This window comes from Siccirubricoccus soli (assembly GCF_024178315.1).
Classification (GTDB): domain Bacteria; phylum Pseudomonadota; class Alphaproteobacteria; order Acetobacterales; family Acetobacteraceae; genus Siccirubricoccus; species Siccirubricoccus soli.
The window spans coordinates 1-19942 of record NZ_JAMZIK010000175.1; the positions used below are offsets into that span (position 1 = coordinate 1).

A 19942-nucleotide genomic window follows, 5' to 3' on the forward strand; every position below is an offset into this window, starting at 1 on the left:
TGCTGCGGATGGTCGGGCTGGTCTTCCTCGGCCGGCCGCGCAGCCCGCGCGGCGCCGGGGCGCAGGAGGTGCGGGGGCCGGAGCTCTGGGCGCTGTTCCTGCCGGCGGGGCTGACGGTGGCCTTCGGCCTGTTCCCCGGCGCGCTGGTGCAATTGGCGGCGCCGGCTATCCAGGTGCTGGCCGGGCCGGCGGCGCGGCCGCCCGGCGGCTGGTTCCTGCTGCAGACGACCGAGGGTGGGGCGGGCTACCGCCCGCTCGCCGTCGCCCTGCTGCTGGGGCTGGTGGGGCTTGGCCTCTGGCTGTGGCAGCGGTGCATCCAGCCCGGCGGCACCCAGCGCGGGGCGGTGTGGAATTGCGGCTTCATCGACCCGCCGGCGCATCTGCCCTTCGGCGATCCGCTGACCCAGCCCACCGCGGGCGGCATCGCCCAGCCGCTGCGGCGCATGCTGGGCACCACGGTCTTCGCGGCGCGGGAGGCGGTGGAGATGCCGCGCCCGGGCGAGACCCGCGCGGCGCGCTACGAGGCCAGCTTCCGCGACCCGAGTTTCCCCCTCCTGCTCGCGCCGCTGGCCCGGGCGCGGGATGCACTGGCGGCGCGGGCCGAGCGGCTGCGGGACTTCACCATCCGCCGCAACCTGTCCCTCGCCTTCGGCCTGCTGGTCGGGCTGCTGGCGCTGCTGGCCTGGCTGGAGGCGCGCTGAGATGCTCTGGCTGGGCGCCATCGTCACGCAGCTGCTGCACATCGCCCTGGTGCTCGCGGCGGCGCCGCTGGTGGTGGGGGTGACGCGCTGGCTGAAGGCGCGGCTGATGGGGCGGCGCGGCCCGCACCTGCTGCAGCCCTGGCGGGATTTCGCCAAGCTGCTGCGGAAGCGCCCGCTCCTGGCGGAGAATGCCTCCGCCATGTCGGAGCTGGCGCCGCTGGCGGGTGGCGCTTCCTGCCTGCTGGCGCTCTCCATGGTGCCGAGCTTCGCCCATGGCATGCTGTTGGCGCCGGTCGGCGATTTGATCCTGCTGGCCGGGCTGCTGGCCCTGGCGCGCATGGCGCTGGCGCTGGCGGGCATGGATGTCGGCACCGCCTTCGGCGGCCTCGGTGCGGCGCGGGAGATGTCCTTCGCCGCCTTTGCCGAGCCCGCCCTGCTGCTCTGCGTGCTGACCTTCGCGATCCTGGCGGGCACCACCAACCTCGATGCCGTGGCGGTGCTGCTGCGGGATGGCGGCCTGGGCCTGCGCATCTCCCTCGGCCTCGCGGCGGTGGCGATGCTGGCCGTGGCGGTGGCCGAGAATGCCCGCATTCCGGTGGACAACCCGGCGACGCATCTCGAACTCACCATGGTGCACGAGGCCATGCTGCTGGAAAGCAGCGGCTGGCACCTCGCGCTGTGGGAGGCGCAGTCGGCGCTGCGCCTGACCCTCTGGTTCGCCTTGCTGGCCGCGATCTTCCTGCCCTTCGGCACGGCGCCCGCCGGGGCGGGGCCGCTCGCCTGGCTGCTGGGGCTGGTGGTCTGGGCCGCCAAGATGACCGGCCTCTGCCTGGCGCTGGCGGTGTTCGAGAGCAGCATCGCCAAGATGCGGGTGTTCCGGGTGCCGGAATTCCTCGGTGCGGCGCTTTTGCTGGCGCTGCTGGCGGTGGCGTTGCTGTTCGTCTCGACGGGGTTGGCGTGATGGCGGTGCTGCCGGCGGGTCGAGGGGGACGCTGTCCCCCTCGAACTCCCCCTGCCAAGGGCCGAAAGGCCCTTGGAACCCTTGCGTTCGCGGTTGAACCGTCGGGTCTGAAACTCATGGTTTCCAAAGGCCCTTCGGCCTTTGGCGGGAAGAGCCCGAGAGGGGCAGAGTCCCTCTCGGAGTCGCCTGCATGACCTTCGGCCAACTCCCCTATGACGTCGCCCATCTCCTGGGCGGCTGCATGCTGCTGCTCTCCTTCGTCCTGCTCTATCAGCGCGGCGTCGCCGCGGTGGTGAACATCTTCGCCGCGCAGGGCGCCGTGCTGGCTGCCGCCGCCGCCTGGCAGGGTTTCGTGCAGGGGGCGCCGCAGCTCTACCTCACCGCGCTCATCGCCTTCGCCGCCAAGGCCGTGCTCATCCCGCTGGCGCTTCGCATCCTCATCCGCCGGCTGGATTTGCACCGCAATGTGGAGCCTGCCTTCGGCATCGGGCCGAGCATGATCGCCGGCGTTGCCCTGGTGGCGCTCGCCATCCTCGTGGTCCTGCCGATCACCGCCGGCAGCCGCGCCATCGCCCGGGAGGATCTGGCGCTGGCCCTTTCCGTCGTCCTGCTCGGCATGCTGATGATGATCACGAGGCGCAACGCCATCCTGCAGGTGGTGGGGCTGATGAGCCTGGAGAACGGGCTGATCCTCGCCGCCGTCGGCGTGGCCGGCATGCCGCTGGTGGTGGAGCTCTCCACCGCCGCGCTGGTCATGCTGCTGCTGGTGGTCGCCGGCGTCTTCGTCTTCCAGATCCGCGAGCGTTTCGACACGGTGGACACCGCGCTGCTCGATCCGCATCGCGGAGAGCGGCCGTGATGCTCCTCGGGATGCCCTTGCCCTGGCTGCTGGTCTTCCTCCCCTGGGTTGGCGCCATCGCCCTGGCCCTGCTGCCGAAGGAGCGCCCGGCGGCGCTGCTGAACATCGGCGTGTCCGCCCTATCCCTCCTGCTGGCGCTGGGCCTGCTGGCAGTGCCGGAAGGGGAGCAGGGCTGGACGCGGGTGGATGCGCTGAACATCCCGCTGCTGCTGCTCGGCTTCCTCATCGGCCTGACCACCGCCATCTTCTCGGCCGGCGACATCGCGGCGGAGCGCTTCGACGTACTGCGGCTGCGCGCCTATCACGCTGCCTTCCAGGGCTTCATGGGGGCGCAGGCCCTGGCGCTGCTGGCCGACAATATGGGCTTGATGTGGGTGGCGATCGAGATCGCCACCCTCGCCTCCGTGCTGATGGTCGCCGTCCATGGCACGCCGCCGGCCATCGAGGCGGCGTGGAAGCTCTTCATCCTCTGCGGCGTCGGCATCGCGCTCGCGCTGCTCGGCACCATCTTCCTCTACCTCGCGGCGCAGCCCTTCGTCGGGCATGGCGACAGTGGCCTCTCCTGGGCGGTGCTGCAGGAGCTGGCGGGGCAATGCGACCCCGGGGTGCTGAACCTCGCCTTCGTCTTCCTGCTGGTCGGGTATGGGACCAAGGCGGGCCTGGTGCCGCTGCATGCCTGGCTGCCGGATGCCGAGGCGGAGGGGCCGATCTCCATCTCCGCCGTGCTCTCCGGCCTGCTGCTGAACGCGGCGCTGCATGCGGTGATTCGGGCCAAGGCGATCGTCGCCGCGCATCCCGGCACGGTGCCGCCCGGGCCCTACCTCATCGGGCTCGGCCTGGCCTCCGTGCTGCTGGCCGCCTTCGCGCTGTGGCGGCGGCATGATGCGCGGCGCTTCTTCGCCTGGAGCAGCATCCAGCATATGGGCCTTGCCGCCATCGCCTTCGGCCTCGGCGGGCCGGCGGCGAACCTCGCCGGGCTGCTGCACATGCTCGGCCATTCGCTGTGCAAGTCGGCGGTGTTCTTCGGCCTCGGCCATGCGGCGCGGCGGCGGGCCTCGCAGAAGATCGCCGACATCTCCGGCCTGATCGCCACCCATCCGGGGCTGGGCTGGGGGCTGGCCATCGCCATCGGCGCGGTGGCGGGGCTGCCGCCCTTCGCCCTCTTCGCCAGCGAATACGGGCTGCTGACGGAGATGGTCGGGCGCCATTGGTGGCTGAGCCTGCCGCTCGGCCTCGGCGTGCTGGTCGCCGCCTCGGCCAAGCTGCATACGCTGCAATTGCTCTGCTTCGGGGAACGCCTGCCGGATGTGGCGCCGCCGCCCGGCGCCCCGGCCTGGACCCTGGTGCCGCTCTGGCTGCACCTTGCCCTGGCGCTGGTTCTCGGCATGGCGCTGCCGGAAGCGGCGAGGGCATTGCTGGCGGCGGCGGCGGGGATTCCGGGATGAGCGCGGCCACCATCACCCCCTTCGACATCCTGGCCGGCGGCGCGGCGCAGCCCTGCCGCCCGTACCCCCGCGCCCTGCTGAGCCTGCCGCAATGGCAGGCGCTGGTGGCAGCGCTCTCCGCAGCGCCGGAGGTGGCGCTGCTCGGCCTCTGGGCCGAGTCCCAGACGGTGCATGCCGCGCTGTGGGACGAGGCGGCGGGGCGGCTCGGCCTTGCCAGCCTCGCGGTGGCGGAGGGGCGCTACCCGGCGCTCTCCCCGGTCCGCCCCGGCGCGGTGCGGTTCGAGCGGATGATTCGCGACCTCTGGGGCCTCGTGGCCGAGGGGGCCTCGGACCTCCGCCCCTGGCTGGACCATGGCCGCTGGCCGGTGACCGCGCCGCAGGCGGCGCGGCCGGCAGCGAATGCCCTGCCGCCGCCCCAGCCGGAATTCCTCCCCGTGGAGGGGGAGGGGGTGCACCAGATCCCGGTCGGCCCCGTCCATGCCGGCATCATCGAGCCGGGGCATTTCCGCTTCCATGTCCAGGGCGAGACGGTGGTGCGGCTGGAGGAACGCCTCGGCTACCTCCACAAGGGCGTCATCGGGCTGATGCTGGACAAGCCGGCCCGCACCGCCGCGCGCTTCGCTGCCCGGCTCTCCGGCGATTCCACGGTGGCGCATGGCTGGGCCTTCGCGATGGCGGTGGAGGCGGCGCTGGAGGTGGCGGTGCCGCCCCGCGCCGTGGCGCTCCGCGCGCTGATGGCGGAGCTGGAGCGGATCCACAATCACCTGAACGACTGGGGTTTCGTCTGCAACGACGCCGCCTTCGCCTGGCCGCATGCGCGGTGCGGCGCGCTGCGGGAGGGGGTGCTGCGGGCCTGCAACGCCGCCTTCGGCCACCGGCTGATGATGGACCGCGTCATCCCCGGCGGGGTGGTGCTGGACCTGGCACCCGGCGGCGCCTCGGCCATCGGCGCGGCGCTGGCGGCGGTGCGGACGGAGCTGCCGGTGCTGGTACGGGTCTATGAGAGCCATGCCAGCCTGCAGGACCGGGTGGTGGGTACCGGCTGCGTGGCGCCGGCGCTGGTGGCGCGCTTCGCCGCCGGCGGCCATGTCGGCCGCGCCGCCGGCCGCGGCTTCGATGCGCGGACGGCGCTGCCCTACGCCCCCTATGACCGGCTGCGGCCGGCGGTGACGGTGCTGCATTCCGGCGATGTCGATGCCCGGGTCCGCATCCGCATCGCCGAGCTGGAGGACTCCCTCCGCCTGGTCGAGACCCTGCTGGCGGAGCTGCCGCCGGGCGAGCTGGCCGTGCCGCTGCCGCAGCGCGCCGGGGAGGGGGTGGGGATGACCGAGGCCTTCCGCGGCGAATGCCTGCACCATGTGGCGCTGGACGATAGCGGGCGCATCCGCGCCGCCTTCCCCCGCGATGCCTCCTGGCTGCAATGGCCGCTGCTGGAGGCCGCGATCGAGGGCAACATCGTCGCGGACTTCCCGCTCTGCAACAAGAGCTTCAACTGCTCCTACAGCGGGGTGGATCTGTGATGCCGGAATTCGAGCGGGCCATCCCCATCCTGCGCATCTTCGACCTGGCCAAGGCGCGGGAATTCTACCTGGACTTCCTCGGCATGAGCTGGGACCGGGAGCATCGCTTCGCGCCCGACCTGCCGGTCTTCGCCCAGGTCTCGCGCGGCTTGCTGCTGCTCTTCCTCAGCGAGCATTTCGGCGGCGGGACGCCGGGGACGAAGCTGATCCTGCGCATGACCGGGCTGGACGGCTTTCAGGCGGAGCTGCTGGGGAAGCAGTACCGCCACGTTAGGCCGGGGATCGAGACCCGGCCCTGGGGCTGGCGGGACATGTCCATCGCCGACCCCTTCGGCAATGTCCTGGTCTTTTCCGAACCCCTGGCGGAGGGCGCCTGATGCTCTGGCCCCGGCTCGCCCGTTCCCTCTTCGCCAAGCCGCTGACCGACCCGGCGCCCCCGGTGCAGCCGGAGCTGACGGCGGCGCTGGTGGAGCGGCTGGAGGCGGCGGCGCGGCGGCGCCTCGGGCGCAGCCTCGCCATCCGCCAGGTCGATGCCGGCTCCTGCAATGGCTGCGAGCTGGAGATCAACGCGCTGAACAATGTGGTGCACGACCTGGAGCGCTTCGGCCTGCGCTTCGTGGCCAGCCCGCGCCATGCCGATGTGCTGCTGGTGACCGGCCCGCTGACCCGCAACATGCGGGAGGCGCTGGAGCGCACATGGGCCTGCACCCCGGACCCCAAATGGCTGGTGGCGGTGGGCGATTGCGCCGTGGATGGCGGCGTCTTCAAGGGCTCTTACGCGGTGGAGGGTGGCATCGCGGCGGCGCTGCCGGTCGACCTCGTCATCCCCGGCTGCCCGCCGACGCCGACCCAGATGCTGGAGGGGCTGCTGGCCCTGGTGGAGGCGGAGGCGGGGTAGCGCAGGTCCAGGCCGGGCGGGATCGCCTGGCGACCCGGCAATAAGGGTGGGGGGCAGGCCGGCGCGGAGCCGTTCCGCCGGCGCGGCCACGCCACATGCCGGAAAAGAAAACGGGCCGGCCGGATTGCTCCAACCGGCCCGGTGGCTGCCCGAAGGCTGCCAGTCTGACAGCGGCTTGCCGGGAAATAGCCGCTGCCGAACGCCGCCCGTCCGAACTTCCACCCCAGCGATCTGGTGCCGGAAGCATCAGGACGACGCAGGCACTCTGCGGCCGGCCGCCTCTACGGGAGGTGTGGTGCGGCTTAAAATGTCGCAATCCGTCGTGCCGCCCTGGTCACGGTTCGGCCAGCGCGGCCTCCACCGCGCCCGCCACCGCAAGGAGCGCGGCATCGCCCATGGTCTCGCCGGTGAGCATCAGGCCGACCGGCGCCTCCCCCAGGCGGTGGATGGGCAGGCTGATGCTGCAGCGGTCGAGGAAATTCCACGGCGCGGTGTTCCGCAGCAGCAGCAGGTTGATGCGGTTATAGGCCGCTTCCTCCGCCACCTCGGCGATCGCCGGCGGCACCAGCGGGCAGGTCGGGCCGATCACCGCATCGAAATCCCCGGTGCGGGCATTCACCGCCGCGATCAGCCGGGCGCGGTGGCCGAGCAGCTCGATATAGTCGGCCGCCGACATCCGCTCCCCGCGGCGGATGCGGGCGAGGATGCGCGGGTCGTAGCCCGGCCCCTTCGCGGCGATCAGCCGGCGGTGCCAGGCATAGGCCTCGGAGGCGGCGAAGCCGCCGGTGGCGTTCACCGTCGGCAGCTCGGCCAGGTCCGGCAGGTCCAGCAGCTCGATCCGCGCCCCGGCGGCGGAGAGGCGGGAGAGGGCGCGCTGGAAGGCATTGGCGACGGCGGGCTCCATGTCTTCCGTCAGGAAGGTGCCGCGCGGCAGGGCCAGGCGCAGCCCGGCGACCGGGCGCGGGCGCAGCGGGGCGGGGCGTTCCTCCCCGGCGATCACCGCATCCAGCAGGTGGCAGCAGGCGACGCTGCGGGCCAGCGGCCCGACCGAATCGAGGGAAGGGGAGAGGGGCAGCACGCCGGTAATCGGCACGCGCCGCGCCGTCGGCTTGTAGCCCACCACGCCGCAAAGCGCGGCGGGGATGCGGCAGGAGCCGCCGGTATCGGTCCCCAGCCCGCCGAAGCCCATATGGTCCGCCGCCGCGACACCGGCGCCGGAGGAGGAGCCGCCGGGCAGCCGGCCGGTGGCGCGGTCCCAGGGGCTTTTCGGCGTGCCGTAATGCGGGTTCACGCCGAGGCCGCTGAAGGCGAATTCCACCATGTTGGTGCGGCCGATGACGATGAAGCCCTGGCGGCGGAGCCGGGCGACCACCGGGGCGTCCTGGGCGGCGGGCGGCGCCTCCTTCAGCACGGCGGAGCCGGCCGGCGTCGGATGGCCGTGCTCGTCGAAGAGGTCCTTCACCGTGATGGGGATGCCGGCCCAGGGGGAGGGGGCGCGGCCGGCATGGCGCAGCGCATCCATGGCGCGGGCCTCGGCGCGGGCGGCCTCGGCATGCACGGCGGTGAAGGTGCGGGCGCCCTCCCCGGCGGGGTCGGCGATGCGCTCCAGCGCGGCATCGACCAGGGCGAGGGCGGAGATGCGGCCGGCGGCAAGCGCGGCCGCGGCATCGGCGATGTGCTGCATGCCGCGATGCTGGCCGGGAAGCGGGCACGGGGCAAGACAGGGCGGGCGGTTCAGCCCGGGCGCTCATAGACCAGATGCAGGGCGCCGCCGGCCCTGGCCTCGCAGTGGCGAAGCCGGAGACGCAGCTCGGCGGTGCCGGGCGGGAAGAGCGGGATGCCCTCGCCCAGGATGATGGGAATGACGGCCATCTCCAGCACATCCAGCTTGCCGATCGCGATCATGGCGCGGATGACCTGGCCGCCGCCCTCGATCCAGACCCGGCGATAGCCCCGGGCCTCGCATGCGGCGGCGATGGCGGCGGCGTCGCCGGCATGGGCCTCGACGCCCTCGGGCGGGTCGTCCAGCGGCCGGGAGGTCAGGACGAGGGTGGGCTTGCCGGGATAGGGCCAATCGCCCATGCGGCGGACCGCGTCATAGGTCCCGCGGCCCATCAGGATGGCGTCCACCCCGGCGAGGAAGCTCTCGAAGCCGAAATCCTCGGCGGGGTAATCCGCCAGCCAGTCCACCGAGCCGTCCGGGCGGGCGATGCGGCCATCCAGGGAGACGGCGAGGTGACAATGCCAGATCGTGCGGGCCATGCGGCAGCCTTCGCTGCGAGTCGCGGTGCGAAGACCCTGCCAGCGGCCGGGGCGGCGCGCCGGCCGCGCACCTGGCGCCCGCAACCTCCGATCTAGTTACAAATGAGGGCGACGCACCGATCGCGGCGGCGGACCGGGAGCCCTTCGCGGCGCCCTTGCCATGCGGGAAGCAGGCGCCGCCTAGTCGTCGTTCGACGGCGGCAGCCGCACCACCTCTTCCATGGCGAGGGGGAAGAGGGCAGCCCCGATCATCCAGCCTTCCAGCAGAAGGATGCCTTCCTCGGCGGCGTCCTTGGACGTCTGCGGCGTATCCATACCTGCGGCCCCAACTGCACATGACCGTAACGTGCGCAGCAGGGGCCGGGTTCCCTCCGCTCAGTGAATTTCAGGCTCGGGGGTGGCGGGGCCGTGTTCCAGGAAGTCGTAGTCGCAACCCTCATCCGCCTGGCGGACATGCGCGAGGTGCAGCGCCGTCCAGCCCCGGGCATAGCGCGGCGGCGGCGGGGTCCAGGCGGCGCGGCGGCGCTCCAGCTCCGCCGGCTCCACCAGCAGGTCGAGGCTGCGCTTCGGCACGTCGAGGCGGATGAGGTCGCCGGTGCGGACCAGCGCCAGCGGCCCGCCGACATGGGATTCGGGCGCGACGTGGAGGACGCAGGTGCCGTAGCTGGTGCCGGACATCCGGGCGTCGGAGAGCCGGACCATGTCCCGCACCCCCTGTTGCAGCAGCTTCTTCGGGATCGGCATCATGCCCCATTCCGGCATGCCGGGGCCCCCCTTCGGCCCGGCCTGGCGCAGCACCAGCACGCTGTCGGCCGTCACCTCCAGCGCCGGGTCGTCCAGCCGGGCATTCATGTCGTTGTAGTCCTCGAACACCACCGCCGGGCCGGTATGGGTGAGGAGGCGCGGATCGGCCGCGCTGGTCTTGATGACCGCGCCGCGCGGGGCGAGGGAGCCGCGCAGCACCGCGACGCCGCCCTCCTGCTGCAGGGGGCGGTCGAGCGGGCGGATGATCTCCTCGTTGAAGATCTCCGCGCCCTCCAGATTCTCGCCCAGCGTGGCGCCGGTGACGGTGCGGGCGGAAAGATCCAGATGGGGAGCGAGCCGGGCGAGGAAGGCGCGGGCGCCGCCGGCGTAGAAGAAATCCTCCATCAGCCAGGTGTCGCCATTCGGCCGCAGATTGGCGATGAGCGGCGTGCGCCGGCTGATCGCATCGAACCGGTCGAGGTCGAGCTGGAGGCCGGCGCGGCGCGCCATGGCGATGAGGTGCGGGATGGCGTTGGTGGAGCCGCCGAAGGCCATCGTCGCGGTGACGGCATTGTCCACGCTGCCCTGGCTCAGGATGCGCGCGGGCGTCTCGTCCTCCCACACCATCTCGACGATCCGCCGGCCGGCCGCGGTCGCCATGCGCGGATGCGCGGCATCGGCGGCGGGGATGGAGGAGGCGCCCGGCAGCGAGAGGCCGAGCGCTTCCACCGCCAGCATCATGGTGGCCGCAGTGCCGGCCGTCATGCAGGTGCCGAAGCTGCGGGCGATGCCGCTCTCCATGTCCTTCCACTGCGCCGGGCTGATGTTCCCCGCGCGCAGCTCGGCATGGTACTTCCAGACATCGCTGCCGGAGCCGAGCTTCTTGCCATGCCAATTGCCCGAGAGCATCGGCCCGGCGGGGACGAAGATGCAGGGCAGGCCGGCGGAGAGCGCGCCCATCACCAGGGCGGGCGGCGTCTTGTCGCAGCCGCCGAGCAGCACCAGCCCGTCGCAGGGATGGCTGCGGGCCAGCTCCTCCGTTTCCATTGCCAGCAGGTTGCGGTAGAGCATGGAGGTGGGCTTCTGGTACTGCTCCGTCACCGGATGCGCCGGCAGCTCCACCGGGAAGCCGCCCGCCTGCCAGACGCCGCGCTTCACCTCCTCCGCCCGGGTGCGGAAATGCGCGTGGCAGACCGAGAGGTCCGACCAGGTGTTGATGATGCCGATGACAGGCTTGCCGCGGAAATCCTCCTCGGACAGCCCGGTCTGCAGCAGGCGGGAGCGATGGCCGAAGGCGCGCAGATCATCCACCCCGAACCAGCGGTGGCTGCGCAATTGCTCGGGCGTCTTGCGGCGCATGGCTTTCCCTCGTCTGCCGGATCTTTCGGCGGAACCTGCCACCTGCTATAGCAGTTGTCCATGGCTTCCGATGCCGCGCTGCAGGTCGAACCGCTCGCCGAGGAGGAAACGCTCTCGCTCGGGGAGCGGGCCTATCGCCGGCTGCGCGCCTCCATCGTGCAGGGGGCGCTGGCGCCGGGGGCGAAGATCTCCGAACGCGGATTGGCGAATGCCCTCGGCATCTCCGCCCAGCCGGTGCGGGAGGCGCTGCGGCGGCTGGAGCAGGACGGCCTCGTCGTCACCCTGCCGCGGCGCGGCACGGTGGTGGCGGAGATCGGGCCGGAGCGGCTGGCGGAGCTCGGCCGCATCCGCGCCGCGCTGGAAGGCGTGGCCGCCGCCCTGGCGGCGGAGCGGATGAGCGAGGCCGATCTCGCCGAATTGCGGCAGGTGGTGCGGAGGATGCGCGCCGCCACCGCCGCCGCCGACCACGAAGCCCTGGCCGAAGCGAATGAGCGCTTCCACGCGCTGATCCAGGGCGCCACGGGCAACCTCTTCCTCATCCGCTCGCTGGAGGCGCTGCACGCCTTCGACGAATACGGCCGGCCGCGCGCCCTGGGCAGCACGCCGAACGCGCTGCCGCGGGCGCTGCGCGAGCATGCGGGCATCCTGGCGGCGCTGCGCGCGCGGGACCCGGCGCTGGCCGAGACGCGGATGCGGGCGCATGTGCTCCGCTCCCTCGTCACCAACCGGGTGCTGGCGCCGCCCGCCCGGGCGCGCCGCGGGAAGTCGTTGACTCCCGACTGAGCCGCGCGGCAGACTGCTATCTGCTATTGCAGATCCCGCGGCGGCAGATCGCGGGCCGAGGGGAGCGTTCCATGCAGAGCATCGCCACGCATCGCCGTGCCGTGCTGGGGGCGGCGCTTGCCGCGCCCTGGCTTGGCGGCCGGGCCAGCGCCCAGGGCATCACCCTGCGCTCCGCCGACATCCACCCGGATGGCTACCCGACCATCGAGGGCGTGAAGTTCATGGGCCGCCTGGTGGAGCAGCGGACCAATGGCCGCATCCGCATCCAGGTCTTCCATTCCCGCCAGCTCGGCGACGAGAAGGACACGCTGGAGCAGACCCGCTTCGGCGTCATCGACATGACGCGGGTGAACACCGCGCCGCTGAACAATTTGGTGCCGGAGACGCTGGTCGCCGGCCTGCCCTTCCTGTTCCGCGACACCGCCCATATGCAGCGGGTGATGGACGGGCCGATCGGCGAGGATATCGGCAAGGGGACGCTGTCCCACGGCCTCGTCACCCTTTGCTACTACGATGCGGGGGCGCGCAGCTTCTACACGCGGGCGAAGCCGGCGCGGACGCCGGACGATCTGAAGGGCATGAAGATCCGCGTGCAGCAATCCGACATGTGGGTGGCGATGATGCGCGCCTTCGGCGCCAATGCCACGCCGCTGCCTTATGGGGAGGTCTATTCGGCGCTGCAGACCGGCGTGGTGGACGGGGCGGAGAACAACTTCCCCTCCTACCTCACCGCCCGCCACTTCGAGGTGGCGAAGCACTACGCCCTGACCGAGCACAGCCTGACGCCCGAGATCCTGGCGATGAGCAAGCGGAGCTGGGACCGGCTGCCCGCCGCCGACCGCGACATCCTCAAGCAGGCGGCGAAGGAGAGCGTGCCGCATATGCGCGCCCTCTGGGTGAAGATGGAGGAGGATGCGCGGAAGCAGGTGGAGGCCGGCGGCGCGACGGTGGTGGAGGCGGACAAGCCGGCCTTCGCCCGGCTGGTGCAGCCGGTCTATGACCAGTTCGTGCGGGACGCCAAGCTGCGCCAGCTGGTTGACCGCATCCGCGAAGGCTGAGCGGGGTGGAGAGGCTGCATCGCGGCGTCTCCGTCGCGCTGGAGGTGGCGGCGCGGCTGGCGATCCTCATCGCCGGCCTGGCCATGGTGGCGATGACCGTGGTCGTCGCCTGGGGCGTCTTCGGCCGCTTCGTGCTGAACGACACGCCGGCCTGGGCCGAGGCCTCCGCCCTGCTGCTGATGGCCTGGGTCATCATGGGCGCCGCCGCCGCCGGGGTGCGGGAAGGCTTCCATATGGGGTTCGAGACGCTGCGGGAGGCGCTGCCGGCCCCCGTCGCGCGGCTCTTCCTCATGCTCTCCGACGCCACCATCACCCTCTTCGGCGCGGCGATGTTCTGGTACGGGCTCGACCTCGCCCTGACCGTCTGGGATGCGACGCTGCCGACGGTGGGGCTGCCGGGAACCGTGGAATACCTGCCCCTGGTGCTGGGCGGCGTGCTGATCACGCTGTTCGGGCTGGAAAGGCTGCTCTCCCACGCCGCCACCGGCCACGCCCCGGCGGGGGTGCCGGAACACACCATCCTGACCGATTCCTGAAAGGCAGGCGCGATGGAACTGACCATCCTGCTCGGCAGCTTCACGCTGCTGCTGCTGATCGGCGTGCCCGTCGCCTTCGCGCTGGGCGCGGCGGCGCTGGCCACCGTGCTCTACATGGACCTCCCGCCGATCGTCGTCTTCCAGCAGCTCGCCTCCGGCATGAATGTCTTCTCCATGCTGGCGATCCCCTTCTTCATCTTCGCCGGCGACCTGATGATGCGGGGGCAGATCGCCGACCGGCTGGTGGCGCTGGCCGCCGCCATGGTGGGCCATCTGCGCGGCGGGCTGGGGCAGGTGAACATCGTGGCGGCGACACTGTTCGGCGGCGTCTCCGGCTCGGCCGTCGCCGATGCCAGCGCGGTGGGCGGCGTGATGATCCCGCAGATGAAGGCGCGCGGCTACGCGCCGGACTATGCGGTGAACGTCACCGCCAATGCGGCGCTGATCGACCTGCTGATCCCGCCCAGCCACAACATGATCGTCTATGTCATCGCCGCCGGCGGGGCGATCAGCGTGGCGGATCTCTTCACCGCCGGCATCATCCCCGGCATCGTGATGATGGCGGCGCTGATGGTCGTCGCCTGGCTGGTGGCGGTGCGCCGCGGCTACCCGCAGGAGGCCTTCCCGGGCTGGGCGGTGCTGCTCCGGCTGATGGTGGCGGCGGTCCCCGGCCTCATGCTCATCGTCATCATCTTCGCAGGCGTGCGCAGCGGCGTCTTCACCGCGACGGAGAGCGCCTGCATCGCCGTGCTCTATGCGCTGCTGGTGACGCTGCTGGTCTATCGCAGCCTGAGCTGGGAGGGCTTCACCGAGGCCGTGGGCGGGGCGGCGCGGACCACCGGGATGGTGATGCTCATCATCGGCACAGCTTCGGCCTTCGGCTGGCTGATGGCGCTGCTGCAGGTGCCGGCGCAGACGGTCGCGCTGATGCGCGGCATCACCGAGGACCCGCTGCTGACCCTGCTGGTCATCAACATCGTCCTGCTGCTGCTCGGCACCTTCATGGACATGGCGCCGCTGATCATGATCGGCACGCCCATCTTCCTGCCGGTGGTGAAGGCGCTGGGGATGGACCCGGTGCAGTTCGGCATCGTGCTCATCGTCAATCTCGGCATCGGCACCATCACCCCGCCGGTCGGGCCGGTGCTCTTCGTCGCCTGCGCCGTCGGCAAGGTGAGCATGTGGGAGGCGACGAAGACCAGCGCGCCCTTCTACCTGGCGATGGTGGTGGTGCTGCTCCTCGTCACCTATGTGCCGGCGCTGAGCCTCTGGCTGCCGGCACAGTTCCACTAGGAACTCCCCACGAAGCCGCTGCGCGGCTTCGTGGGGACCCCGGATTCGCTGCATTCCCGAGGTTTCGCACAGCCTTCCATGGTAAAGCCGTGGGCAGGACAACAGGCGGCGACAGATCCTGCGACGCGGGCGAGCCCGGGCGGCCCGTTCAGCGGATCGGCGGCGCGTACATCAGCCCGCCGCGGGTCCAGAGGGCGTTCAGCCCGCGCGGCAGCTTGATGCTGCTGCCCTGGCCGAGGTTGCGCTCGAACACCTCCCCGTAATTGCCCACGCCCTTGATGGCCCAATAGGCCCAGCGCCGCTCCAGCCCCATCACCGGCCCGTGGTCGCCGCTGAGGCCGAGCAGCCGCCGCACCTCCGGGTTCTGGCTGTTCAGGTACTCATCCACATTGGCCTGGGTGATGCCGTTCTCCTCGGCGATCAGCAGGGCGAAGAAGGTCCAGCGGACGATGTCGAACCACTGGTCGTCGCCCTGCCGCACCACGGGGGCGTGCGGCTCCTTGCTGATGATCTCCGGCAGGACGACATGCTCTTCCGGGTGCGGGAAGCTGGCGCGCAGCCCGGCAAGCTGGCTGGCATCGGTGGAATAGGCGTCGCAGCGCCCGGCCAGGTAGCTGCGCCGCGCCTCGTCATTCTGCTCGAACACCACCGGGCGGTATTCCACCCGGTTCTGCCGCGCCCAGTCGGCCAGGTTCAGCTCGTTCGTGCTGCCCGCGACGACGCAGATCGAGGCGCCGGCCAGCTCCGTCGCCGCCTTCACGCCGAGCGCGGTGCGGACCAGGAAGCCCTGGCCGTCATAGAAGCTCACCGCGGTGAAGTTCAGCCCGTTCGCCGTGTCGCGGCTCTGGGTCCAGGTGGCGGTGCGGATCAGCAGGTCGATCTGGCCGCTCTGCAGGGCGGGGAAGCGGGCCTGGGTGGTCAGCGGCACCCAGCGGATCTTGGCCGGATCGCCCAGCACGGCGGCCGCCACGGCGCGGCAGAGATCGTTGTCGAGGCCCCGGTACTCGCCCCGGCTGTCCGGCAGGCTGAAGCCGGCGGCGCCGGTGGAGGTGCCGCAGACCAGGATGTCCCGCGCCTTCACCGCCGCAAGGGTCGGGCCCGCGGCCTGGGGCTGGGCGGCGGCCATCCAGGGCAGCAGCAGGGCAAGGGCGAGGGCGAAAGACAAGCGCATGCGAGGGATCTCCCAGGGGCCGGAAGGATGCCGGCAGCCAGGCGGGGCGTCCATGCGCCGATGGCGCCACTGCAGCCCGGTGCAGGGTCCCGCCTCTGCGCGGAAGGCTCGGCCCGTCGGGCGAGGGGGCCGGGGCCCGGCGCTGCCTTCCCCGCGGCGGGACCGCCGATGCCGCGATCCCGTTCGGCGGCTGCTCTGGATTTTGTGCCTTCCAGGGCAAGGCATCCGATCGGGCGATGCCGCCTGATCGGATATTGCTCTGGCCGCCGAGCCGCAGCAGCGGGTGCCGTCGGCTCACGGCGCGGGCGGGGCCTCCGGCCCGTCCTCGGCCAGGGCGTAGACGCCGATCGTGAGCCGCCAGGCGGGGCTGCCGGGCGGCGCCTCGCCATGCTCGGCCAGCAGGGCGAGGGCGAGGCGGTTCAGCTCCGCCAGCAGGCGCTGCGCCGCCTCCCGCCCCGCCGCCTCCAGCTTCGCCGCCACCTCCGGTCGCAGCGCATCAAAGTGCAGGCTGCGCTCGAGCGCCGGCGGCGCGCCCTGGGCGGCGGCATTGGCGCAGGCGGCGGCGATGTGGGCGCCGATATTGCGGCCGAGATAGTGAAGCTGCGCCTCGCTGCCCGGGGCGGGGAGGACGGCCTCCGCCCGCAGCGCCAGCCTGCCGTCCGGCAGGGCGGTGACGATGCCCTGGGCGAGGAAGGCATCCGCCACGGTGCGGGCGCGGAGATCCGTGGTGATGCCGGCGACGAGGGATTCGAAGGAGGGCCCGCCTTCCTCCGGCGGCAGGCGGGGCAGGGGCAGCGGCTTTCCCTCCGCATCCGTGAAGGCGGGCAGGCCAAGCCAGCGGCCGATGACCTGGCCGGCCAGCGTCGCCGGCTCGGGCGGCGGCGGGGCGGTGGCTGCGGCGGCCTCGCGCAGGCGGCGGAGCTCCTTGCGGTGGACGCCGGTCAGCAGGCTGACGCGGCTGTCGGTCGGGTGGCGTCCGGCGGTGCGGCCTTCCGCCTGCGCCACCTCCACATAGAGCCGGCGCAGCTCCTCCGCGAGGATGGGGAAGGTGACGCCGCGGCCGATCAGGAAGCCGACCAGCGGCCGCAGCGCCCGCCGCAGCGCGCGCGACAACGCCGGGGCGGCGGCGGGCGGGGCGGGGGGAGGCGGCGAGGCGGGCGGCATGGGGCAGCCCTCTCATCGCGCGGATGGAGAGAAGGCGCCATGGGAATTCTACCCATATTCCCCTGGCCGCGGGCGGAGACGGGTCACATTCCCACCAGCCTGGCGGCGGAGCTGCGCAGCGAAGCCGCGCTATGGCCGCTCCGGGATCGGCGGCCAGTTCTGCGTCGGGTCGAAAAGGCTCAGCGGGTCGCGGGGCACGCAAACCAGCCTGGTGCCGAGTGGCGCCGGCAAGTAGCGGGCAGCCTCCTCGCAGGCGGCGGCGCTGTCATAGACCCGGCGCAGATAGGGTTGCGCCGAGGCCGGCACCCATTCGCCGGTCAGGGCGGAAATGGTGATGACCACGATGGCGAACTCGATCATCGGGCGGCATCCATTCTCGCCCTGGCGCCGTGCGCCCATGCCTGGATTCAGGCCGTATCCCCGGGTGTCATCGGTCCGACCTGCACCCTGGAGCATGATCGGCCGAAGCCCTGAATCCCGCATCGGACAACGCGCCGGGGCGGCATGGGTGAGCGAAGCCTGACCGATCACGCTCCGGATATGGTGCTGGAAAACGCAAGATCTGGAGCAGCTTATCTCCGGCCTGACGGATCGCGCCGGGATCCATCAGGTCGAAGGCTGCTCTAGCAGGGCTCCGCGCCGAACACCTGGCTCGGCGCCACGAACTCCTCCTGCGCCGCCACCAATTGCAGCTCCCGCGTCCCCGCCTCCACCGTCCGCCGCAGCAGCCCGTGGATGGCGGCGGCGGCGCGTTCCAGCGCCGCCCGCGCGCTGCCGCTCTGCCGGCGGTGGAACAGGAACAGCGCGGCGATCGCGTCCCCCGCGCCATTGCCGGCGAAGCCCAGCAGCGGCGTCCGCACCCGCCAGGTCTCGCCGCCTTCCGCCGCCAGCAGGTCCAGCGCCGCCGCCGGCGTCTCCGCCGTGCGCAGCGAGGTGACGAGGACGCAGCGCGGCCCGCCCTGCTGCAGCGCCGCCACCGCCGCCTTGGCCTCCGCCAGCGTCGCGATCGGCCGCCCGGTCAGCCATTCCAGCTCGAACTGGTTGGGCGTGGCGATATCGGCCAGCGCCAGCGCCCGGTCACGGAAGAACTCCGGAATACCCGGCCGGACGAAGACGCCCCGCCCGACATCGCCGATCACCGGGTCGCAGCACCAGAGCGCCGCCGGATTCGCCGCCTTCACCCGCGCCACCGTGTCCAGGATGGCGGCGCCGGTCCCGGCATCCCCGACATAGCCGGTCAGCACCGCGTCGCAGGCGCCGAGCACGCCGCGCTCCTCGATGCCCTGCACGCAGTCGCGGATCAGGCTTTCCGGGAAGACCTGGCCGCGCCAGGCGCCATAGCCGGTGTGGTTGGAGAATTGGACGGTGTGGATCGCCCAGACCTCCGCCCCCAGGCGCTGCAGCGGGAAGACCGCGCTGGCATTGCCGACATGGCCATAGGCCACCCAGGACTGGATCGAGAGAATGTTCACGCGCCCAGCTAAGGGCGGCCGTCCCGCGCGGTCAATTGCCGAGGCTCTTGCCGGCGCGCCCGCAAGGTCCCTCCCGCCTGGTGCCATGGCGCCCAGGCGCATGCCCGGGTTTCGCCTGGCCCGCCCCGCGCCCGCGCGCGCCCGCCCTGGGGCCATCCGGCGCGGCTGCCGGCAGCGGCGGCGCGGGTTGGGCGGAGCATGGTGCGGGCAGCGAGCGGGCGAGGTGCGCACCCCCTTCCCAGCGGCGCGGCGCCCCGGCATGCTCCTCGCAACCGGTTGCAGCCGGACCAGGGAGACGGACGCCATGACCACCATCACCCGCCGTGACGCCATGCTTGGCGCCCTCACCTCCGGCAGCCTGCTGATGGCGGGCGGCAATGCCGGGGCGCAGCAGAAGCCCTCCGAGCTCCGGGTCGGCATCGCCACCTTCCTCTCCGGCTCCGCCTCCGTCTTCGGCGTGCCCGCGCGGCAGACCGCCGAGCTGCTCTTCGAGGAGATCAACAAGGCCGGCGGCATCGGCGGCGTGCCGGTCCGCGCCTATTTCGTCGATGAGGCGCCGGGCACCGACCACCTGGTCGGCGAGTACCGCCGGCTGGTGCAGAATGAGGGCGTGCAGCTCATCTTCGCCGCCATCTCCTCCGGCTCCTGCCTCGCCTGCACCCCGCTTTCCGACGAGATGCGCAAGACCACCCTGCTCTGGGATTGCGGCACCCAGCGCATCTTCGAGGAAGGCCGCCACCCCTACGCCTTCCGCACCCAGGGCTATGGCGGGCCGGAAGTGCTGGCGCCCTTCCTCTACCTGATGAAGCACAAGCCGGATTTCCGCTCCATCGCGGTGCTCAACCAGGATTATGCCTGGGGCCGCGATTCCTGGGAGATGTGGAAGGCGTCGATGGACGCCATGAAGCCCGGCGTGCGGGTGGTGGCGGAGATGTACCACCGCCTCGGCGCCACCGATTTCAGCACGGAGATCACCCGGCTGCTGGCGGCGCGGCCGGATGTCATCCTCTCCACCTCCTGGGGCGGCGACCTCGTCACCCTGGTGCGCCAGGCCGCCGAGCGGCGGCTCTTCGACCGCTCCCTCTTCGTCCTGCCGGTGGCGGAGGCCTCGCTGCAGATCCTCGGCCGCACCTTCCCCGCCGGGCACATCATCGGCGCCCGCGGCGACCACTGGAACAACCACCCGAAGCCGAAAGACCCGGCGCGGCTGGCGAAATTCGTCGAGATGTACCGGGCGAAGTACAACGAGTACCCGATCTACCCCTGCCACCACATGGCCCAGGCCATCTCCGCCATGCAGGCCGGCTACGCCAGGGCGATCGCCGCCAAGGGCGGCGGCTGGCCGAATGATGCGGAGCTGGCGGATGCCTTCCGCGGCCTGACCTTCGACACCCCGACCAGCACCATCACCCTGCGGGAGGATGGCCAGGGGCTGGAGGACCAGATCGTCGGCGTCAGCCACTTCACCGAGCGTTTCCCCTTCGCCGTGCCGAAGGACATGATCCTCTTCCCCGCCGCCATGGTCGCGACGCCGGTGGGGCAGAAGAGCGTGGAGTGGATGAAGGGGCTGAAGGCGGAGTTCCTCGCCCAGGTGCCGGCGCCGCTGGCCGGGTGAGGGCGCTGGTCTCCGCCGCCGCGGCGCGGCGGCCGCGGGGCGCGGCAGGTGCCGGGCCCCGGCCCGGACAAGGCATGGGGCAGGGCGGCAGGCCACGGGGC

The 19942-nt window shown here is 72.0% G+C and carries 19 protein-coding genes and 1 pseudogene; 12 read left to right on the forward strand and 8 right to left on the reverse strand.

From position 1 onward, the window contains the following. From NJ376_RS23880 to NJ376_RS23910, 7 genes and pseudogenes are all read left to right on the forward strand, one after another. Positions 1 to 701: pseudogene (locus tag NJ376_RS23880) on the forward strand (hypothetical protein); the annotation flags it as partial. A 1-nt stretch (position 702) separates the two neighbouring features. After that, positions 703 to 1662 carry a respiratory chain complex I subunit 1 family protein gene (locus NJ376_RS23885; RefSeq protein ID WP_252955796.1) on the forward strand — a complete coding sequence of 320 codons (960 nt, stop codon included), beginning with the start codon at positions 703 to 705 and terminating at the stop codon, positions 1660 to 1662. A 190-nt stretch (positions 1663 to 1852) separates the two neighbouring features. Further along, on the forward strand, positions 1853 to 2521 hold the full coding sequence (locus NJ376_RS23890; RefSeq protein ID WP_252955797.1) for a hydrogenase-4 component E: 669 nt from the start codon (positions 1853 to 1855) through the stop codon (positions 2519 to 2521). Further along, complete coding sequence (locus NJ376_RS23895; RefSeq protein ID WP_252955798.1) at positions 2521 to 3966, forward strand: hydrogenase 4 subunit F; 1446 nt, start codon at positions 2521 to 2523, stop codon at positions 3964 to 3966. The genes NJ376_RS23890 and NJ376_RS23895 overlap by 1 nt, the downstream gene beginning before the upstream one ends. Next, the gene (locus tag NJ376_RS23900; RefSeq protein ID WP_252955799.1) at positions 3963 to 5486 is read left to right on the forward strand and encodes a hydrogenase large subunit; all 1524 of its coding nucleotides are present in this window, start codon (positions 3963 to 3965) and stop codon (positions 5484 to 5486) included. Before NJ376_RS23895 ends, NJ376_RS23900 begins: the two co-directional genes overlap by 4 nt. Further along, positions 5486 to 5863 carry a glyoxalase superfamily protein gene (locus tag NJ376_RS23905; RefSeq protein ID WP_252955800.1) on the forward strand — a complete coding sequence of 126 codons (378 nt, stop codon included), beginning with the start codon at positions 5486 to 5488 and terminating at the stop codon, positions 5861 to 5863. The genes NJ376_RS23900 and NJ376_RS23905 overlap by 1 nt, the downstream gene beginning before the upstream one ends. Next, positions 5863 to 6384 (forward strand): NADH-quinone oxidoreductase subunit B family protein, encoded by a 522-nt coding sequence (locus tag NJ376_RS23910; RefSeq protein WP_252955801.1) that lies wholly within the window; start codon positions 5863 to 5865, stop codon positions 6382 to 6384. Before NJ376_RS23905 ends, NJ376_RS23910 begins: the two co-directional genes overlap by 1 nt. A gap of 334 nt (positions 6385 to 6718) precedes the next feature. On the opposite strand, the gene NJ376_RS23915 is transcribed toward NJ376_RS23910, so the two are convergent. The 4 genes from NJ376_RS23915 to araD all read right to left on the reverse strand — a co-directional run bounded on the left by NJ376_RS23915 (position 6719) and on the right by araD (position 10749). After that, positions 6719 to 8068 (reverse strand): amidase, encoded by a 1350-nt coding sequence (locus NJ376_RS23915; protein WP_252955802.1) that lies wholly within the window; start codon positions 8066 to 8068, stop codon positions 6719 to 6721. 50 nt (positions 8069 to 8118) lie between these two features. Then, positions 8119 to 8646, reverse strand: coding sequence for a dihydrofolate reductase family protein (locus NJ376_RS23920; protein ID WP_252955803.1), 528 nt, complete (start codon positions 8644 to 8646; stop codon positions 8119 to 8121). A 180-nt stretch (positions 8647 to 8826) separates the two neighbouring features. After that, positions 8827 to 8961, reverse strand: a complete 135-nt coding sequence (locus NJ376_RS28865; RefSeq protein ID WP_256476553.1) for a hypothetical protein — start codon at positions 8959 to 8961, stop codon at positions 8827 to 8829. Between the two features lie 60 nt (positions 8962 to 9021). After that, on the reverse strand, positions 9022 to 10749 hold the full coding sequence (araD, locus tag NJ376_RS23925; protein WP_252955804.1) for an L-arabinonate dehydratase: 1728 nt from the start codon (positions 10747 to 10749) through the stop codon (positions 9022 to 9024). 60 nt (positions 10750 to 10809) lie between these two features. Between araD and NJ376_RS23930 the strand changes: the two genes are divergently transcribed. The 4 genes from NJ376_RS23930 (at position 10810) to NJ376_RS23945 (ending at position 14419) form a co-directional block, all read left to right on the forward strand. Then, the gene (locus NJ376_RS23930) at positions 10810 to 11532 is read left to right on the forward strand and encodes a GntR family transcriptional regulator (RefSeq protein WP_252955805.1); all 723 of its coding nucleotides are present in this window, start codon (positions 10810 to 10812) and stop codon (positions 11530 to 11532) included. 71 nt (positions 11533 to 11603) lie between these two features. Further along, complete coding sequence (locus NJ376_RS23935) at positions 11604 to 12590, forward strand: TRAP transporter substrate-binding protein (protein WP_252955806.1); 987 nt, start codon at positions 11604 to 11606, stop codon at positions 12588 to 12590. Positions 12591 to 12595: 5 nt separating this feature from the next. Next, positions 12596 to 13126: a TRAP transporter small permease gene (locus NJ376_RS23940; RefSeq protein ID WP_252955807.1), complete on the forward strand. Its 531-nt coding sequence runs from the start codon at positions 12596 to 12598 to the stop codon at positions 13124 to 13126. Between the two features lie 12 nt (positions 13127 to 13138). Next, a complete protein-coding gene (locus tag NJ376_RS23945) occupies positions 13139 to 14419 on the forward strand; it encodes a TRAP transporter large permease (protein WP_252955808.1) in 1281 nt (426 codons plus the stop codon). A 148-nt stretch (positions 14420 to 14567) separates the two neighbouring features. On the opposite strand, the gene NJ376_RS23950 is transcribed toward NJ376_RS23945, so the two are convergent. From NJ376_RS23950 to pdxY, 4 genes are all read right to left on the reverse strand, one after another. Further along, positions 14568 to 15590: an amino acid ABC transporter substrate-binding protein gene (locus NJ376_RS23950; protein WP_252955809.1), complete on the reverse strand. Its 1023-nt coding sequence runs from the start codon at positions 15588 to 15590 to the stop codon at positions 14568 to 14570. Between the two features lie 294 nt (positions 15591 to 15884). Next, positions 15885 to 16754 (reverse strand): DUF6502 family protein, encoded by an 870-nt coding sequence (locus NJ376_RS23955; RefSeq protein ID WP_252955810.1) that lies wholly within the window; start codon positions 16752 to 16754, stop codon positions 15885 to 15887. A gap of 129 nt (positions 16755 to 16883) precedes the next feature. Further along, a complete protein-coding gene (locus NJ376_RS23960; RefSeq protein ID WP_252955811.1) occupies positions 16884 to 17114 on the reverse strand; it encodes a hypothetical protein in 231 nt (76 codons plus the stop codon). 263 nt (positions 17115 to 17377) lie between these two features. Then, positions 17378 to 18226 (reverse strand): pyridoxal kinase PdxY, encoded by an 849-nt coding sequence (pdxY, locus tag NJ376_RS23965; RefSeq protein WP_252955812.1) that lies wholly within the window; start codon positions 18224 to 18226, stop codon positions 17378 to 17380. 304 nt (positions 18227 to 18530) lie between these two features. On the opposite strand from pdxY, the gene NJ376_RS23970 reads away from it, so the two are divergent. Continuing rightward, positions 18531 to 19841, forward strand: coding sequence for an ABC transporter substrate-binding protein (locus tag NJ376_RS23970; protein ID WP_252955813.1), 1311 nt, complete (start codon positions 18531 to 18533; stop codon positions 19839 to 19841). Positions 19842 to 19942 lie beyond the last annotated feature (101 nt).

Coding starts and splice junctions, on each gene's coding strand:
- NJ376_RS23885 (WP_252955796.1), top strand. CDS start 703: ATGCTCTGGCTGGGCGCCATCGTCACGCAGCTGCTGCACATCGCCCTG.
- NJ376_RS23890 (WP_252955797.1), top strand. CDS start 1,853: ATGACCTTCGGCCAACTCCCCTATGACGTCGCCCATCTCCTGGGCGGC.
- NJ376_RS23895 (WP_252955798.1), top strand. CDS start 2,521: ATGCTCCTCGGGATGCCCTTGCCCTGGCTGCTGGTCTTCCTCCCCTGG.
- NJ376_RS23900 (WP_252955799.1), top strand. CDS start 3,963: ATGAGCGCGGCCACCATCACCCCCTTCGACATCCTGGCCGGCGGCGCG.
- NJ376_RS23905 (WP_252955800.1), top strand. CDS start 5,486: ATGCCGGAATTCGAGCGGGCCATCCCCATCCTGCGCATCTTCGACCTG.
- NJ376_RS23910 (WP_252955801.1), top strand. CDS start 5,863: ATGCTCTGGCCCCGGCTCGCCCGTTCCCTCTTCGCCAAGCCGCTGACC.
- NJ376_RS23915 (WP_252955802.1), bottom strand. CDS start 8,068: ATGCAGCACATCGCCGATGCCGCGGCCGCGCTTGCCGCCGGCCGCATC.
- NJ376_RS23920 (WP_252955803.1), bottom strand. CDS start 8,646: ATGGCCCGCACGATCTGGCATTGTCACCTCGCCGTCTCCCTGGATGGC.
- NJ376_RS28865 (WP_256476553.1), bottom strand. CDS start 8,961: ATGGATACGCCGCAGACGTCCAAGGACGCCGCCGAGGAAGGCATCCTT.
- araD (WP_252955804.1), bottom strand. CDS start 10,749: ATGCGCCGCAAGACGCCCGAGCAATTGCGCAGCCACCGCTGGTTCGGG.
- NJ376_RS23930 (WP_252955805.1), top strand. CDS start 10,810: ATGGCTTCCGATGCCGCGCTGCAGGTCGAACCGCTCGCCGAGGAGGAA.
- NJ376_RS23935 (WP_252955806.1), top strand. CDS start 11,604: ATGCAGAGCATCGCCACGCATCGCCGTGCCGTGCTGGGGGCGGCGCTT.
- NJ376_RS23945 (WP_252955808.1), top strand. CDS start 13,139: ATGGAACTGACCATCCTGCTCGGCAGCTTCACGCTGCTGCTGCTGATC.
- NJ376_RS23950 (WP_252955809.1), bottom strand. CDS start 15,590: ATGCGCTTGTCTTTCGCCCTCGCCCTTGCCCTGCTGCTGCCCTGGATG.
- NJ376_RS23955 (WP_252955810.1), bottom strand. CDS start 16,754: ATGCCGCCCGCCTCGCCGCCTCCCCCCGCCCCGCCCGCCGCCGCCCCG.
- NJ376_RS23960 (WP_252955811.1), bottom strand. CDS start 17,114: ATGATCGAGTTCGCCATCGTGGTCATCACCATTTCCGCCCTGACCGGC.
- NJ376_RS23970 (WP_252955813.1), top strand. CDS start 18,531: ATGACCACCATCACCCGCCGTGACGCCATGCTTGGCGCCCTCACCTCC.